Source organism: Ruegeria sp. H9 (assembly GCF_056532915.1).
In genome coordinates, this window is record NZ_JBQFNX010000002.1 from 846477 (window position 1) to 861992 (window position 15516).

The 15516-nt window shown below is 57.9% G+C and carries 11 protein-coding genes; 4 read left to right on the forward strand and 7 right to left on the reverse strand.

Annotated elements, in window-relative coordinates; translation table 11 throughout:
- Positions 1–74: 74 nt before the first annotated feature.
- The 3 genes from ACR0CZ_RS12755 to ACR0CZ_RS12765 form a co-directional block, all read right to left on the reverse strand.
- The gene (locus ACR0CZ_RS12755; RefSeq protein ID WP_170396564.1) at positions 75–2561 is read right to left on the reverse strand and encodes a PBP1A family penicillin-binding protein; all 2487 of its coding nucleotides are present in this window, start codon (positions 2559–2561) and stop codon (positions 75–77) included.
- Between the two features lie 95 nt (positions 2562–2656).
- Positions 2657–3877, reverse strand: coding sequence for an N-acetylmuramoyl-L-alanine amidase (locus ACR0CZ_RS12760; RefSeq protein WP_170396562.1), 1221 nt, complete (start codon positions 3875–3877; stop codon positions 2657–2659).
- Between the two features lie 66 nt (positions 3878–3943).
- Positions 3944–5107, reverse strand: a complete 1164-nt coding sequence (locus tag ACR0CZ_RS12765) for an aminotransferase class I/II-fold pyridoxal phosphate-dependent enzyme (RefSeq protein WP_170396560.1) — start codon at positions 5105–5107, stop codon at positions 3944–3946.
- On the opposite strand from ACR0CZ_RS12765, the gene ACR0CZ_RS12770 reads away from it, so the two are divergent.
- Genes ACR0CZ_RS12770 through ACR0CZ_RS12780 form a run of 3 tightly spaced genes read left to right on the forward strand, consistent with a single transcriptional unit; the run spans position 5106 to position 8339 of the window.
- A complete protein-coding gene (locus ACR0CZ_RS12770) occupies positions 5106–6491 on the forward strand; it encodes a M48 family metalloprotease (RefSeq protein ID WP_480536925.1) in 1386 nt (461 codons plus the stop codon). The genes ACR0CZ_RS12765 and ACR0CZ_RS12770 overlap by 2 nt on opposite strands.
- Positions 6488–7246 carry a DsbA family protein gene (locus tag ACR0CZ_RS12775; protein ID WP_480536924.1) on the forward strand — a complete coding sequence of 253 codons (759 nt, stop codon included), beginning with the start codon at positions 6488–6490 and terminating at the stop codon, positions 7244–7246. Before ACR0CZ_RS12770 ends, ACR0CZ_RS12775 begins: the two co-directional genes overlap by 4 nt.
- A 22-nt stretch (positions 7247–7268) precedes the next feature.
- Positions 7269–8339 (forward strand): agmatine deiminase family protein, encoded by a 1071-nt coding sequence (locus ACR0CZ_RS12780; RefSeq protein ID WP_480536923.1) that lies wholly within the window; start codon positions 7269–7271, stop codon positions 8337–8339.
- 6 nt (positions 8340–8345) lie between these two features.
- On the opposite strand, the gene ispG is transcribed toward ACR0CZ_RS12780, so the two are convergent.
- From ispG to hemA, 3 genes are all read right to left on the reverse strand, one after another.
- Positions 8346–9467: a flavodoxin-dependent (E)-4-hydroxy-3-methylbut-2-enyl-diphosphate synthase gene (ispG, locus tag ACR0CZ_RS12785; RefSeq protein ID WP_170396552.1), complete on the reverse strand. Its 1122-nt coding sequence runs from the start codon at positions 9465–9467 to the stop codon at positions 8346–8348.
- Positions 9468–9537: 70 nt separating this feature from the next.
- Positions 9538–10752 (reverse strand): helix-turn-helix domain-containing protein, encoded by a 1215-nt coding sequence (locus ACR0CZ_RS12790; RefSeq protein WP_170396550.1) that lies wholly within the window; start codon positions 10750–10752, stop codon positions 9538–9540.
- 130 nt (positions 10753–10882) lie between these two features.
- Entirely contained in the window at positions 10883–12106 is a 1224-nt protein-coding gene (hemA, locus tag ACR0CZ_RS12795; RefSeq protein ID WP_170396548.1) for a 5-aminolevulinate synthase, read from the reverse strand.
- A gap of 302 nt (positions 12107–12408) precedes the next feature.
- Here hemA and ACR0CZ_RS12800 point away from each other — a divergent pair, with 302 nt between their 5' ends.
- Entirely contained in the window at positions 12409–13794 is a 1386-nt protein-coding gene (locus tag ACR0CZ_RS12800; RefSeq protein ID WP_170466404.1) for a dipeptidase, read from the forward strand.
- A gap of 134 nt (positions 13795–13928) precedes the next feature.
- On the opposite strand, the gene lpdA is transcribed toward ACR0CZ_RS12800, so the two are convergent.
- Positions 13929–15323: a dihydrolipoyl dehydrogenase gene (gene lpdA, locus ACR0CZ_RS12805; RefSeq protein ID WP_170396544.1), complete on the reverse strand. Its 1395-nt coding sequence runs from the start codon at positions 15321–15323 to the stop codon at positions 13929–13931.
- Between the last annotated feature and the right edge of the window lie 193 nt (positions 15324–15516).

Consider the following 15516-nt stretch of genomic DNA (forward strand, 5'->3'; position numbering starts at 1 on the left):
TGCTCAATCAGGTGTGCGTGATAGCAAGTGGTGCGAGGTACCACAAGACGACTGAGCCGGGAAACTTGGGCGGATCAGTAAAGCCCGCCGCCCTGCAGATCGCCCTGGCTGGCATTGGGGCCAACGGTGATCGTATCCCCGGTTGAGGTGGTCACCTGACGGCCCGAACTTGCCTCTTCAAACAACGGCAGGTCAGATCCCATCGCGAAGCCACCGTCATAGACGCGATCGATAAAACCATCCACGCCATCACGGAAATACTCGGCGACCACATATTCTCCACTCGCGTCTTCTGGCAGGCGCGCGCCGCTGAAACGGTCAATCTTGATGAAATGGCCACCCGGAGGCACCTCGAACGGGCCACCGCCGTATTTCTCGACTGCTTTTTCCATAAAGCTTTGGAACACAGGACCGCACAAGGTGCCGCCGTAGGCTCCTCGGCCCATAGGGCGCGGGCGGTCATAACCGATGTAGCAACCGGCCACGATATTTGAGGTGAAACCGATGAACCACGCATCCTTGGATTCGTTCGTGGTGCCGGTCTTGCCCGCTGTGGGCACGGGCAGGTTCACAACACGTGATGCAGTGCCGCGATCAACCACGCCCTTCATCATCGACGTCAACTGGTAGGCGGTGATGGCATCCATGACCTGGCTGCGATCGGTGAGGATCGTGGGCGACTCATCAGGCTCAAGCCAGCTAGAGTTACAATCGACGCACTGGCGATCGTCATGGCGATAGATGGTCTTGCCGAACCGGTCCTGAATACGGTCAACCAGTGTGGGTTCAACCCGCTCGCCACCATTGGCGAACATCGCATAGGCAGCGACCATTTTGTACAGCGTAGTCTCTTCAGACCCTAGCGAGTTCGCAAGGAACGCACCCATCCGGTCATAAACGCCAAACCGCTCGGCATAACCTGCGACCACGGGCATTGTGACTTCTTGCGCCAGACGGATGGTCATCAGGTTCCGCGACTGTTCGATCCCGGTACGCAAGGGCGTTGGACCGTAAAACTTGTTCGTCGAGTTTTTGGGACGCCACAGGCCCTGCGGTGTATTCACCTCGATCGGCGCATCCACAACGATCGTCGCGGGGCTGTATCCGCTATCCAGAGCAGCGGCATAAACGAATGGCTTGAAGCTGGACCCGGGCTGGCGCTGCGCCTGAGTGGCGCGGTTGAACACGGTGTCCTGATACGAGAACCCACCCTGCATCGCCAGAACACGGCCCGAATTTACGTCCATCGCGACAAAGCCGCCCTGCACTTCTGGCACCTGACGGGCAGACCACTGCCCCTCTTCGCCAGCCATTACCAGAATGACATCGCCGCGTTTGAAATTGTCCTGGAAGTTGCCCTGCATCCATTTGATGTCTTCGCGCGGGACGGTGCCATCTGCTGGGCCATCTTCGATCCCGACGGTCAGGGATTGGTCGGCCACGTTCAGAACAACGGCAGGATACCACTGCGTCGGCAGCACCACGTCGCGGGGGATTTCCATGATCGCCAGCGCCTCGCGCCACTGTGCTTCATCCGCCAGCTTCTCCTCAGCGATGACCTCGCCTGTGCCGCGCCACCGCCCGCGAGAGCGGTCGTATTTCTGCAGCGCCGTGCGCAGGGCTTTCGCCGCTTCGACCTGCATTTCCTCATCCACCGAGGCGCGTACGGTGAAACCGCCAGTGAAGAACTCACCCTCGCCAAAATCCTCGCTCAACTGGCGACGGATTTCGTCGGTGAAATAGTCACGCGGCGGCAGTGCAGTGCGGAAGCTTTCAAAATCCCCGTTCTGAACCGAACGCAAAGGCATCTCGACTTCGGTCTCATAGGTGGCCTGATCGATATAGCCGTTCTGCTGCATCTCGCGCAGCACATAGTTGCGGCGGTTCAGCAAACGTTCTTTCTGCCGCACAGGATGGTAGTCCGATGGTGCCTTGGGCATCGCCGCCAGCATCGCGGCTTCATGCGGGGCCAGTTCCTGCAGAGTTTTGTTGAAATAGGTCTGCGCAGCAGCGGTCACACCATAAGAGTTCTGGCCCAAAAAGATCTCGTTCATATACAGCTCGAGGATCTGTTCCTTGTCCAAGGTATCCTCAAGCCGGGTGGCGAGGATAATTTCCTTGATCTTGCGCTCGGCCCGGCGATCACCGGACAAAAGGAAGTTCTTCATCACCTGCTGCGTGATGGTTGACGCACCACGAACGGTTTCGCCTTTAGTGCGCACTGCCTCGACCCCGGCAGCAATGATCCCACGCGGGTCATAACCCTGATGAGTATAGAAGTTTTTATCTTCCGCCGAGATAAAGGCCTGTTTTACCAGATCGGGAATTTCCTCGGACGGCGTAAACAGGCGGCGCTCCTGCGCAAATTCGTCGATCAGCTGGCCCTCACCCGAGTAAATCCGGCTGATAGTCGGTGGTTTGTATTGTGCCAATGATTCATGACTGGGCAGGTCTCGGCCATACATCCAGAACACCGCGCCAACGACCAGCGCGGCCATAAAAATACCCAAGGTCACAAGGCTGAAAATCGCCCCGAAAAACGAAAGAATGAACCGGATCACGTTACTGCCTTTTACTCGCGATGACGCCTATATAGTGTCGCCCCCGCGCAGGGTCAAAACACGAAAGGCTACAATGGCTGTTTTGCGCCGCTGCGTCATTGTCCGATCAGAGATCGCTTCACCAGATCGTCCCGACGCCAGTTCTCAAGCCCCTGCACAAGCCCATGCGCCATGGATGCGCGCCAGTTTGGATCAGAGATGTTCTTGAAATCGCGCGGGCTGGACAAAAAACCCAACTCAACCAGAACCGATGGGATATCGGCTGCCTTCAACACCGAAAACGACGAAGAACGTAGCGGACGACGATTCATCGGGCCTCCCTGCTGCGTCATTCCATCCACCAGCGAGCGCGCCAGTGCGCTACTGCGTGGCACAGTCTCTTGCCGAGCCAGATCCAGCAACACATCAGCGACCTGATCGTCTGCACCGCTGAGATCAATACCTGCGATCAAATCACTCCGGTCATGCCGTTCGGCCAGCTTTTGACTGGCAACGTCTGAAGCTTCCTCTGAAAGAGTGTAGACGACCGACCCATGCGCCAGCCCTTCGGAAAGCGAATCCGCATGCAGTGAGATAAACACGTCGGCCCCGGCCTGATGTGCCAGCGAGATACGGCGTTCGAGCGAGACGAATTGATCGTCAACACGCGTCATCACCACTTCGAAACCGCCGGTACGCAGCAGCGCCTCTCGCAGCTCTCGCGCGAAGGTCAGCATCAGTGTTTTCTCATTGGTATCAGCGAATTCTGCCCCGGGATCAATGCCGCCATGCCCGGGATCCAGCATGACCCGAACCGCCCGCACACCGTCGCGCCGCGGCAGTGCCGGTGTCACTGCGGGTTCCGGCAAATCCCAGCCGGGCTGACGGGGGGCACCTGCGCTGGCTGCAAAACTGTCAAAATCAGTGCCTTTCAGGTGCAGCGATAGTTGAGCAGTGCCCGTCGCCTGATCAACCCGCAGATCAGCTGTTTGCACCGCCAGCGGAGCGCCCAGCTCCAACACCAGACGCGACCAACCGGGCACGTATGCGCCGAATTGAACACCGCTGATCCGGCTAGTTTGCAGAAAGGTCTCGCGGTTCAGGCCAGACCAATCGACCTCTTGGAAATCCAGCACCACGCGGTATGGATCGCGCAGCGTGAACACGCGGTATGGCACGCCTTGAGTCAGCCCAAGTTCGACCCTTACGCCGGTATTGCCATCATCGACGATGCTGCTCTGGTCCGGAAGGACGCGTGCAAGCGCGCTAAAGTCCTGCGCGACAGCAGCACCAGTCAGCGCCCATATCAGGGCGATTGCGTAGAAAATCCTGCTCATGGCCTCAAGTTATCCCGAGATCGTTTGAGGCAGAGCCTATCGCATGACGCCGCCTTTGTGAACGCTTTAGGCCGTTCGCGGGATCGCGCCTCGCTCGGCCATAAAACGTTGCAGCCGGTCCAACCCCTCCTGAATGTCGTCGCTCGATCGCGCATAGGAAAATCGCAGCGTCGTGTGCCCGCGCACCGGGTCGAAATCCAGCCCCGGCGTCACGGCAACTCCGGCTTTGTCGAGAATCTCGGCTGCAAATGCCCGGCTGTCATCGGTCAAGTCTGAGACATCCGCGTAAACATAAAACGCCCCATCCGGCGGTGCGATATTGGTAAAACCGGCCTTGGGCAACCCGTCCAGCATCAACAGACGATTGCGGCGGTATACATCCAGATTGGCCTGCAATTCGTCGTTACAATCCATAGCTGCCAATGCGGCCACCTGACTGGCGTGAGGCGCGCAGATGAACATGTTCTGGGCAATCCGCTCGACCACGCGCACCTGATCTTCGGGCACAACCATCCAGCCAACGCGCCAACCGGTCATCGAGAAATATTTGGAGAATGAGTTGATCACATAGCACTCATCCGTCAGCTCCAGCGCAGTGACGGCTTTGGCCTCGTATTCCAGCCCGTGATAAATCTCGTCACTGATGAACGATGCACCCTGCGCGTGCGCCGCATCGATCAGCGCCTGCATCGCCGCATGATCCAGCATTGTCCCAGTCGGGTTGGCAGGCGAGGCAACCATCAATCCCTGCAAATCAAGCCCCGTGAAATCGGTGGGCACCGGCTGCAGCCGGTTTTCCGGTGCTGTCGGCAAGTCTACCGGCACCAAACCCAATGCTTTCAGGATTTGCCTATATGAGGGATATCCCGGGGCACCAATCCCCACCCGATCACCGCTGTCGAACAGAGCGGTAAAGGCGAGCAAAAACCCGCCCGATGATCCCGGTGTGATGACCACCCGTTCTGGATTGAGATCAACGCCATACCATTCGCCATACATCTGCGCGATCCGCTGACGAATAGCGGGCAAACCCAAAGCCACCGTATACCCAAGCGGCCCTTGTTCCATGGCCTTCGCCAATGCTTCGGTTGCCCCTTTGGGTGCGCCGGTCCCCGGTTGACCTACTTCCATGTGAACGACATGCCGTCCGACCTCTTCCGCCTTGCGCGCGGCCTCCATCACGTCCATCACGATGAAGGGATCGACCCCGGAACGGGTTGAGTTTCTCATGGCCATCTCCCATGTTGCAGCCATGGCTTTTGAACGCTTATCCCGGCTGGCGTCAATCCCGGCCGTGTTGCTGCTCGCGGTGACATGGGTGGTCAGCGCCATGCAGGCCAGCGCGCAGAGCCTGATCCGCGACCCTGACATTGAACACGGGCTGCAAGAGCTTGCCTTTCCGATCCTGCGCGCCGCTGGCCTGAACACCAAGCGCGTACGGGTGTTGATCGTCAATGATGGGACGTTCAATGCCTTCGTGATCGACTACAACACCATCTACATCAACTACGGCCTGATCCTGAGCGTCGAGACGCCCGAGATGCTGCAAGCGGTAATCGCACACGAGGCCGCGCATATCGCCAACGGTCACCTGGCCAGACGCTCGGAGAACCTGCGCGCGGCACAACGCAACGCGCAGCTTGGGACCCTTTTGGCGCTTGCAGCCGCAGCCGCAGGTGGTGGAGAAGCCGCGGCGGGCATTGCGGCGGGCACGCAAGCCTCGGCGCTGCGCAGCTTTCTGGGCCATACGCGGGCCGAAGAAGCCTCGGCCGACCGAAGTGCTGCCAGCTATTTACGTTGGGCCGGAATATCTCCGCGCGGGATGGTCAACCTGCACCGCAAGTTCGCGGGGCAAGAGCTGTTGAACCCGGTCAATCAAGACCCTTACATGCGCTCGCACCCCACCAGCCGCGAACGTTTGCGCGCCGCCGAGGCCTTTCTGAACGAATTCGGCGACAAGGCAAAGCAAAACGCAAACGCCGATTACTGGTTCGCGCGGATCAAAGGTAAGTTGTCAGCCTTTCTTCGATCCCCGGCCTGGACCATGCGTCGCGCGGGCGAAGAAAAAGATCGTGACATACGCCTGATGCGCGAGGCATCGGCCCATCATCAAAATCGCGATCTCGCCCGTGCCCGCGCCGCAATCGATGGTGCGCTGGAGATTCGCCCTGACGATCCGTTTTTTTATGAATTGAAGGGCCAGATTCTATTGGAGAACCGGCGCGTGCGCGAAGCTGTGGATGCCTACGGTGCAGCCGTTGATATGGCGCCCAACAATGCCCTGATCCTCGCCGGTTACGGACGTGCTTTGCTGGCGGATGGCAAGACGAAGAAAGCCCTGCAAGTGCTTGAAAAGGCGCGCGCACGCGACTATCGCAATGCCCGGCTGATGCAGGATCTGGGTTCTGCCTATTCGCAGGTGGGCAACAACGGAATGGCGTCTGCGGTGACTGCAGAACGCTATGCGCTGCAGGGCCGACTTGATGATGCGGGCATACATGCTAAACGGGCTGTTGCACAGCTCCCCGAAGGCTCTCCGGGTTGGCAAAGGGCACAGGATGTGTTGATTGCCTCGGAGCGCGCAAAGAAGAAGAAAAAGAGGAAACGGAAATGATCCTGAGACATGCTGCACCGGCCCTATTGGGTCTTTCCCTGATCACTGGTCCTGCGCAGGCGCTGGAATTGAACGCGATGAGCGACGCCGAGAAGGCCGAGTTTGGCGCACAAGTGCGCGAATACCTTCTGGAAAACCCCGAAGTGATCCTCGAGGCGATCAACATCCTTGAGGAACGCAATGCCGTTGCCGAGGCTCAGGCTGACAAGGAGCTCGTCGCGGCCAACGCTGACGAGCTTTTTAATGACGGTTACAGCTGGGTCGGTGGCAATCCGGACGGCGATATTACTCTGGTCGAGTTCATGGACTACCGTTGCGGTTACTGCCGGCGCGCCGTGCCCGAAGTGGCCACCCTGCTGGCCGAGGACGGCAATATCCGTCTTGTGATTAAGGAATTGCCGATCCTGGGCGATGCCTCTGTAGCGTCATCCCGCTTTGCCATCGCAACAAAACAGGTAGCCGGAGACGATGCCTATAAGCAGGTCCATGACGCTCTGCTGGAATTCAGCGGCGAGCCCTCCGAGGTGACCCTGCGCCGGATTTCAGATGGGCTGGGTCTGGACAGCGACGCGATCATCGCGGCAATGAACAGCGATGTGGTCACCGAAGAAATCGCAAAAACCCGCGATCTGGCGCAAAAGCTGCGGATTTCAGGCACACCGTCCTTTGTTCTGGGCACCGAAATGATGCGCGGGTACCTGCCCGCAGACCAAATGCTCCAGATCGCAAATGGAGTTCGGGCAGAACAGGGTTAAGTCATCACTGTAGGTTTCCAGCATGGATCGACGGAACCTCTTACTCACTGGAGGCGCGCTGAGCTTTATGGGCCTGTCTAAGCAAACCCTCGCTCAGCGCACCTCAAACTTCTTTGTACCGGCGGAAGAAGCGCCCCACGAACGCACATTTATGCAATGGCCGGTCAGCCGCAAAGTTTACCGTAACCAGATCTTTCTGGATATGGTGCAACAAACCATCGCGGAAATCGCGAACGCCATTTCCGCCTTTGAACCCGTGACAATGCTTGCGGCGGCAAAGCACCATGCGGATGCGCGTCAAAAACTTTCCTCATCAGTCGAGCTCTGGGATGTTCCAACCGAAGATTTGTGGTGCCGCGACGCAGGTCCAATCTTCGTGATCGACAATCGAGGCGGGATTGCGGTCAGTCATATCCAGTTCAACGGCTGGGGCCGGAAACAGGTGCACAAACACGATGCGCAAATCGCCAGTAAGGTTGCCGATCACCTCGGCCTACCCCTGCTTCCGTCCGGCTTGAGGGGCGAGGCCGGTGGTGTAGAACAAGACGGGCATGGGTTGATCATGGCCCATGAAAGCTCGTGGGTGAATGAGAACCGCAATCCAGACCTGTCACGCAACGAAATTGAATCCCGATTACTGGCAGCCTATGGGGCTGACCGCATGGTCTGGTCTGATGGGGTCTGGGGCGAGGATATCACCGATTACCACATCGACAGTCTGGCGCGCTTCACCGGCCCTGGGCGCGTTTTGATCAACCTGCCAGACGAGCCGGATATGGATGATCCATTTCATGTCGCGGCCCTTGATACTCATGACCGTCTCATCGCCGAAGGATTGCAGGTTGAGGTGATCCCTGAACCCAATAGGCGCCGAGTTAACGATCCCGAATTCGTGGCGTCTTATGCGAATTACTATGTTTGTAATGGCGGCATCGTGATGGCCCAGTTCGGAGACCGCGAAACCGATGAGATTGCACAGATGGCCCTAGCTCGTCACTACCCCGGGCGCGAGATCATTGCATTGAATGTCGACGTATTGGGCGAGCTGGGCGGCGGCATTCACTGCGCAACACAGCAAATGCCTGTTGCATAGGCCTTGTTACTCAGCAGCTTCAGCTGCCGCATCCAGCTCTGCTGCCTTCTTTTCGACCTCTTCAACGATGTGATCAATCATCTGGTCGTTTGACATCTTGTGGCTGGCTTTGCCTGCCAGATAGACCATGCCCGAGCCTGCCCCGCCACCGGTGAAACCGACATCGGTCATCAGCGCCTCACCCGGACCGTTCACGACACAGCCGATGATCGACAGGCTCATGGGTGTCTTGATGTGTTCCAAGCGATGCTCCAACGCCTCAACCGTTTTGATTACGTCAAAACCCTGTCGCGCGCAGGAGGGGCATGAGATGATGTTCACGCCGCGATGGCGCAGGCCCAGAGATTTCAGGATCTCATAGCCGACCTTGACCTCTTCCACCGGATCAGCAGACAGGCTGACGCGGATCGTGTCGCCAATGCCCATCCACAGCAGATTGCCCAGACCGATGGCCGATTTGATGGTGCCGCTGACCAGCCCTCCGGCCTCGGTGATGCCCAGATGGATGGGCGCATCCGTCGCCTCGGCAATGCCCTGATAAGCCGCGGCTGACAGGAATACGTCGCTGGCTTTCACACTGATCTTGAAATTGTGAAAGTCGTTGTCTTCGAGAATACGGATATGCTCCAACCCGCTCTCGACCATCGCTTCGGGGCACGGCTCGCCGTATTTCTCAAGCAGGTGCTTTTCCAGGCTCCCTGCGTTCACCCCGATCCGGATCGAGCAATTGTGGTCTCGCGCGGCTTTGATGACTTCTTTCACCCGTTTTTCATCGCCGATATTGCCCGGATTGATCCGCAGACAGGCCGCACCGGCCTCGGCGGATTCGATTCCGCGACGGTAGTGGAAATGAATATCAGCCACGATAGGAACAGGGCTTTCGCGCACGATCTCTTTCAGCGCTTTTGACGAGGCCTCATCCGGGACCGAGACCCGCACGATATCCGCCCCCGCCTCTGCTGCCGCCTGCACCTGTGCCACGGTCGCAGCCACATCGGTGGTCAGCGTGTTGGTCATGGTCTGCACGGCAATCGGTGCGTCACCTCCGACGGGCACATTGCCAACCATGATCTGACGGGATTTGCGGCGATAGATATTGCGCCAAGGGCGCACGTGATTGAGCGACATGAGGATCGATCCGGATCAGCCTGAATTGACCCTTAGATAGTTCGCCATCCCTTGGGGAGCAATGCCAAGATCACTCGGTGGGCGCTTCTGCCGCCTCGGTCTGCAACTCGGCCACCAGTTGCTTGAGTGCGCTGTTCTGATCGGCCTCAAGATCGGCAACTGCGAAGGTTTCTGCAACGGCATCTTTTGACAGAACAACACCTTTGGCCACCGTACCCGGCGCGCCCACAGGACCAAAATGTTCGCCATTCATCGAGAAATAGACCGACCCCGCGGCTCCTGCTCGCAGTTGCGGGGGTTCCTCGGTGAGCGGCACTTCAAACGTGCTGCCCTGCTCAACGGTACCCAGAGTTCCTTCGAAAATCACGCTGCCATCGGCTGCCGTGACACGCATCCAAGCGGGGTTCACGGCCACGATCTTCAGCGTCGTATCCAGCTTTTCAACCACTTGAGGCAAGGCCGGGCGTTCAACCGTATGAACTTCGGTCACCTTGATCTGCGGAGGTTCGGGCGCGCGGAACGTTCCGACATTGCGCGGATCAAGGGTGGAAATCGGCGCATCCCGCGCCACCAGCACCGGCACATCAAGTGCCTGCGGACGATACAGACGATCCAGCGCTTCAGAGCTTGGCACCTCGGCGCTGGCCAGCTCGGTTCCCTCGGGCCGGGCCTGTGCGGCATCCAGCGGGTCAAGGTCTGTAAGCACGACGGGGGCCTGCTCAACCGGGCTGACCTGCACCTGCTGAATGCGGTTCAGAACCGACCAGCCCCCATAACCGATGCCGCCAATGACGGCCAACAGCACCAGCGTCGATCCAATAGCACGCGGTTCAATCTGGCTGACTACGGATTCGCGGCCCGGAATATAAGGCGTACTGGGCGAGACAAACGGATCACGCCCCATCGGCCCGCGTGAAGGCAAACCACCTTGCGCTTTTTTGACCACCGACGCCTCGGCCGACATGCCATGCGCAACCTCGAAACCGCTTTCCTGACAGAAGGTCGCAAAAGTCTCATCGGGGTTCATGCCCAGATAACGGGCATATGAACGCACATACCCGGCGATGAAGCCGGGTGTGTCAAAGGCATCGGGATCTGCATTTTCGATGGCGGCGATGTAGTTGGCTTTGATTCGCAGTTCACGCTGCACATCCAGAAGCGACTTGCCCATCGTTGCACGTTCGCCGCGCATGACATCGCCAAGCCGTACCTCATAGTCATCAAAACCCTTGGGTCTGACGTCCATGTCTTCTTCGGAATCGCGCTGTGATCTGCGCCCAATCATTCCTGCTGCCCCATCTTTGCCTGTCGCGTGTTACGCGCAAACGTCGAATCGCCCCTATAACGATTCGTCCGCTTCTTTTGTTAGCGTAAGCTTAACACGCAGCAAACTCGTTGCACACTTTAGCGTGAGGTTATCCAGCAAGTTCGGCGCGATTTAGCGCACAATGTGACCAAAGTTCGTCCATCGCCTGCACCAGACGGTTCATTTCGTCGGGTCCATGCACCGGAGATGGCGTAAACCGCAGACGTTCGGTGCCGCGCGGAACGGTCGGGAAATTGATTGGCTGCACATAGATACCATAGTCATCCAGCAGCATATCGCTCAACTTCTTGGTGTGGACGGGGTTGCCAACGATCACCGGCACAATGTGGCTGCCGTGATCAATCAGAGGCATGCCAAGTCCTTTCAGCCTCAGCTTAAGAATGCTGGCCTGGGTCTGGTGCTGCTCGCGCAGTTCAGGCGCGCGCTTGAGATAGGCCACCGAGGCTGCCGCCCCTGCCGCAACCGCAGGTGGCAGCGAGGTAGTGAAGATAAAGCCCGGCGCATAGGACCGGATGGCGTCACACATCTTGGCACTCGCCGCGATGTAGCCGCCCATGACACCGTAGGCTTTGGCCAGCGTTCCGTTGATGATGTCAATGCGATGCGCCAACCGATCACGCTCGGTTATGCCCCCGCCGCGGGGGCCGTACATGCCAACCGCGTGAACCTCATCAATATAGGTCAAAGCACCGAATTCATCGGCCAGATCGCAAATCTCTTCAATGGGTCCGAAATCGCCATCCATCGAATAGACCGACTCAAACGCGATCAGCTTGGGGGCTGCAGGGTCATCAGCCTCAAGCAACTCACGCAGATGTGCCACGTCATTGTGGCGGAAGATGCGTTTGGCACCCCCGTTGCGGCGCACGCCTTCGATCATCGACGCATGGTTCAGTGCATCGGAATATATAATCAGGCCGGGGAACAATTTTGGCAGAGTGCTGAGTGTCGCGTCATTTGCGATATAGGCACTGGTGAATAGCAGTGCGGCTTCTTTGCCGTGCAAGTCCGCCAATTCAGCTTCCAGCCGTTTGTGATATACTGTCGTGCCTGAAATGTTGCGCGTCCCGCCCGAGCCTGCGCCTGCGGCCTCCACCGCCTCGTGCATGGCCTCCAAAACAACAGGATTCTGACCCATGCCCAAATAATCATTGCCACACCACACGGTGATGTTCTGCTGCGAACCATCGGGACAAGTCCGTACCGCATGCGGAAAATGACCGTTCCGACGTTCAATATCGATAAAGGTCCGATAACGTCCTTCGTCATGCAGCCTGGCAATCGCTGTATCGAGCTGAGCAGTATAGTCCAACGGACCCTCCTTGGATGCCCGGTTATTATAGCCCCGGGCGACTTTTTTCGCCACTTCACAAGCCGGGCTGGAAGTATGGCGTCGCGTTCATCTGTCCAACTGGCCTACAGCCGAACAGCCGAACCCAACTTTGATTTGCATCAAATAACGCCAAACGCCTAAACCGACAAGCAAAGTTACGACCACAAGACGCGAGGAAACGCCGCAGGCCTTTCCCCCAGATCCAGCACAGAAACCTGCTGGACGGTACCGCCCATGCTGATAGGCTCTGCCCAATTTCAAGACCTTCCCAGGAGACCCCTATGTCGCTTGACGCTGTACTGAGCCGGATCGATACCGATCTGACCACCTCCATCGACCGCCTGATGGAGTTTCTGCGCATTCCCTCCATCTCGACTGACCCGGCCTTCAAGGACCAAGTCGACCAGGCTGCCGATTGGCTGGTGGCGGATCTGAAAAGTATCGGTATTGCAGCCGAAAAGCGCGAAACTCCGGGACATCCCATGGTCGTTGGCCATGTCGGTGAGGACAGCGGTGGGCCGCATGTTCTGTTCTATGGACACTATGATGTGCAACCTGTCGATCCGCTGGAGCTGTGGACACGCGATCCTTTCGATCCGGCTTTGGAAGACACTCCACACGGACAGGTGATACGCGGGCGCGGCGCTTCTGACGACAAAGGCCAACTGATGACCTTCGTCGAGGCCTGCCGCGCCTGGAAAGCAGTGCATGGCACCCTGCCCTGCCGCATCACGTTTTTCTTCGAAGGTGAGGAAGAATCCGGGTCGCCCTCGCTCGTGCCATTTCTTAAAGCAAACAAATCCGAGCTTCAGGCCGATCTCGCGCTGGTCTGTGATACTTCGATGGTGTCGCGGGGGGTGCCTTCGATAGCGTCGCAATTGCGCGGCATGCTCAAGGATGAATTCACAATCATCGGTCCCCGCATCGACCTGCATTCGGGCCACTATGGCGGGCCGGGTCTGAACCCGCTGCGGGAACTGTCGCGCATCGTCGCATCCTTCTATGATGAAGAAACCGGCCGCGTCGCAGTCGAAGGTTTTTACGAAGGCGTACACGAAGTCCCGGCCGAGCAGTTGCGCCAATGGGAGAATTGCGGGTTCGATGAAGCGGAATACCTGAATTCGGTTGGCTATACCGAGCCGCGCGGTGAAACAGGCTATTCCACGCTGGAACAACAATGGGCGCGACCCACGCTCGAAGTGAATGGCCTTTGGGGAGGTTACAACGGCGCGGGCTCCAAAACCGTTATCCCGTCCGAGGCACATTGCAAGATCACCTGCCGCCTGGTCGGCGACATGGACCCGGACGCGCTCCGCAAAAGGATCCGCAAACATGTCGAAGAGCGCCTGTCTACGGATGCTAAAGTGGTCTGGGACAGTGATCTCGAAGGCTCGCCTGCTTCCGTGATGAACCTTAGCCGCCCAGAATTCGAAGCGGCCCGCGGAGCACTTTCGGACGAGTGGAAACGCGAGGCCGTTTTCACCGGGATGGGCGGATCAATCCCGGTGGTTGGATATTTCAATACAGTGTTGGGGCTGGATTCGATGCTGGTTGGGTATGCCAATGACGATGATGCCATCCACTCGCCGAACGAGAAATACGACGTCAAAAGCTTCCACAAAGGCATCCGCTCGTGGGCCCGTATATTGGAAGCAATAAATAAATGAGGATCCTTTGCGAGGCACTGCCTCGCGCTCCGAGGTATTTTCGGCCAGATGAAGTACGGATCCCCTGCTTCATCTGGCTATAAATATCTCGGGGGAGTCGCGGCTTGCCGCGGCGGGGGCAGAGCCCCCTGGCCTTACATGTGGATCACGCGTCCATAGGCATCCAGCACGCTTTCATGCATCATTTCAGACAGCGTCGGATGCGGGAAGACGGTGTTCATCAGGTCTTCTTCAGTGGTTTCCAACTGGCGACCGACCACATAGCCCTGAATAAGCTCTGTGACTTCGGCACCGATCATGTGTGCTCCGAGCAATTCCCCGGTCTTTGCATCGAAGACGGTCTTGATCAGTCCCTCGGGCTCACCAAGCGCGATGGCCTTGCCGTTGCCGATGAACGGGAAGCGTCCGACCTTGATGTCATAACCCAGCTCTTTGGCCTTGGCTTCGCTATATCCAACCGAAGCGACCTGAGGCTGGCAATAGGTGCAGCCCGCGATGCTTTCAGGCTTCACCGGATGTGCGTGTTTGCCCGCGATCAGCTCAGCTACCATCACGCCTTCGTGGCTGGCTTTGTGTGCCAGCCAGGGCGCCCCGGCGATATCACCTATTGCGTAAAGCCCGTCTACCCCAGTGCGGCAGTATTCATCGGTGACCACGTGCGTGCGGTCGATCTTCACACCCAAGGCTTCAAGCCCGAGGTTTTCCACATTGCCGACGATGCCCACGGCCGAGATCACCGTGTCAAAATCGTGTTTCTCAACCTTGCCTTTCACCTCGATATGCGCAGTCACCTTGCCCTTGGCGCGGTCCAATTGTTTAACCATCGCCTTTTCCATGATGGTCATGCCCTGCTTGGTGAAAGCTTTCTTGGCAAATGCACTGATCTCGGCATCTTCTACAGGCAGCACTCGATCCATCACCTCGACCACGGTCGTGTCCGCGCCCAACGTGTTATAGAAGCTGGCGAATTCGATCCCGATCGCACCCGAGCCGATGACCAGCAGTTTCTTGGGCATCCGCGGCGGTTGCAGCGCGTGTTTGTACGTCCAGACCAGATCGCCATCCGCTTCAAGGCCCGGCAGTTCGCGCGCCCGGGCACCGGTGGCCAGAACGATATTCTTCGCGGTTAGGTCTTCCGTGCCTTTGTCTGTTTTGACGCTGACCTTGCCCTTGGCGGGGATCGATGCCTCGCCCATGACAACAGCGACTTTGTTCTTTTTCAGCAGATGACCTATACCGCCGGACAACTGCGCGGCAACACCGCGCGAGCGCTTCACAACCGCATCCAGATCGTAGCCGACCTTGTCTGCTTTCAAGCCAAAATCCTTGGCACGCTCCATCAGGTGAAACACTTCCGATGACCGCAGTAGTGCCTTTGTCGGGATACAACCCCAGTTCAGGCAGATACCACCCAGATGCTCGCGCTCGACAACAGCGGTCTTCAGGCCCAGTTGCGCCGCGCGAATAGCGGCTACATAGCCACCGGGGCCAGCCCCGATTACGATCAGATCATAAGATTGTGCAGCCATGTTTCCCTCTCGGCACAGGTCAGTTCAAAAACTAGTTTACCGTTAAACTATTTTTTACAAAGCATCAACATCAGAGCCCGCGACATATGTGACGCGGGGTCAAATCAGGTATTTGGAGCTGAATTCAGCCTATACCCACGTTACCGCAAAGGCTAGAACTGACGAATATGCACTACCAGTTTTTGACCTTCCC

Excerpts from the sequence above, each read along its gene's own strand:
- ACR0CZ_RS12760 (WP_170396562.1), bottom strand. The coding sequence starts at position 3,877 with ATGAGCAGGATTTTCTACGCAATCGCCCTGATATGGGCGCTGACTGGT.
- ACR0CZ_RS12800 (WP_170466404.1), top strand. The coding sequence starts at position 12,409 with ATGTCGCTTGACGCTGTACTGAGCCGGATCGATACCGATCTGACCACC.
- ACR0CZ_RS12765 (WP_170396560.1), bottom strand. The coding sequence starts at position 5,107 with ATGAGAAACTCAACCCGTTCCGGGGTCGATCCCTTCATCGTGATGGAC.
- ispG (WP_170396552.1), bottom strand. The coding sequence starts at position 9,467 with ATGTCGCTCAATCACGTGCGCCCTTGGCGCAATATCTATCGCCGCAAA.
- ACR0CZ_RS12770 (WP_480536925.1), top strand. The coding sequence starts at position 5,106 with ATGGCCATCTCCCATGTTGCAGCCATGGCTTTTGAACGCTTATCCCGG.
- ACR0CZ_RS12775 (WP_480536924.1), top strand. The coding sequence starts at position 6,488 with ATGATCCTGAGACATGCTGCACCGGCCCTATTGGGTCTTTCCCTGATC.
- lpdA (WP_170396544.1), bottom strand. The coding sequence starts at position 15,323 with ATGGCTGCACAATCTTATGATCTGATCGTAATCGGGGCTGGCCCCGGT.
- ACR0CZ_RS12780 (WP_480536923.1), top strand. The coding sequence starts at position 7,269 with ATGGATCGACGGAACCTCTTACTCACTGGAGGCGCGCTGAGCTTTATG.
- ACR0CZ_RS12790 (WP_170396550.1), bottom strand. The coding sequence starts at position 10,752 with ATGATTGGGCGCAGATCACAGCGCGATTCCGAAGAAGACATGGACGTC.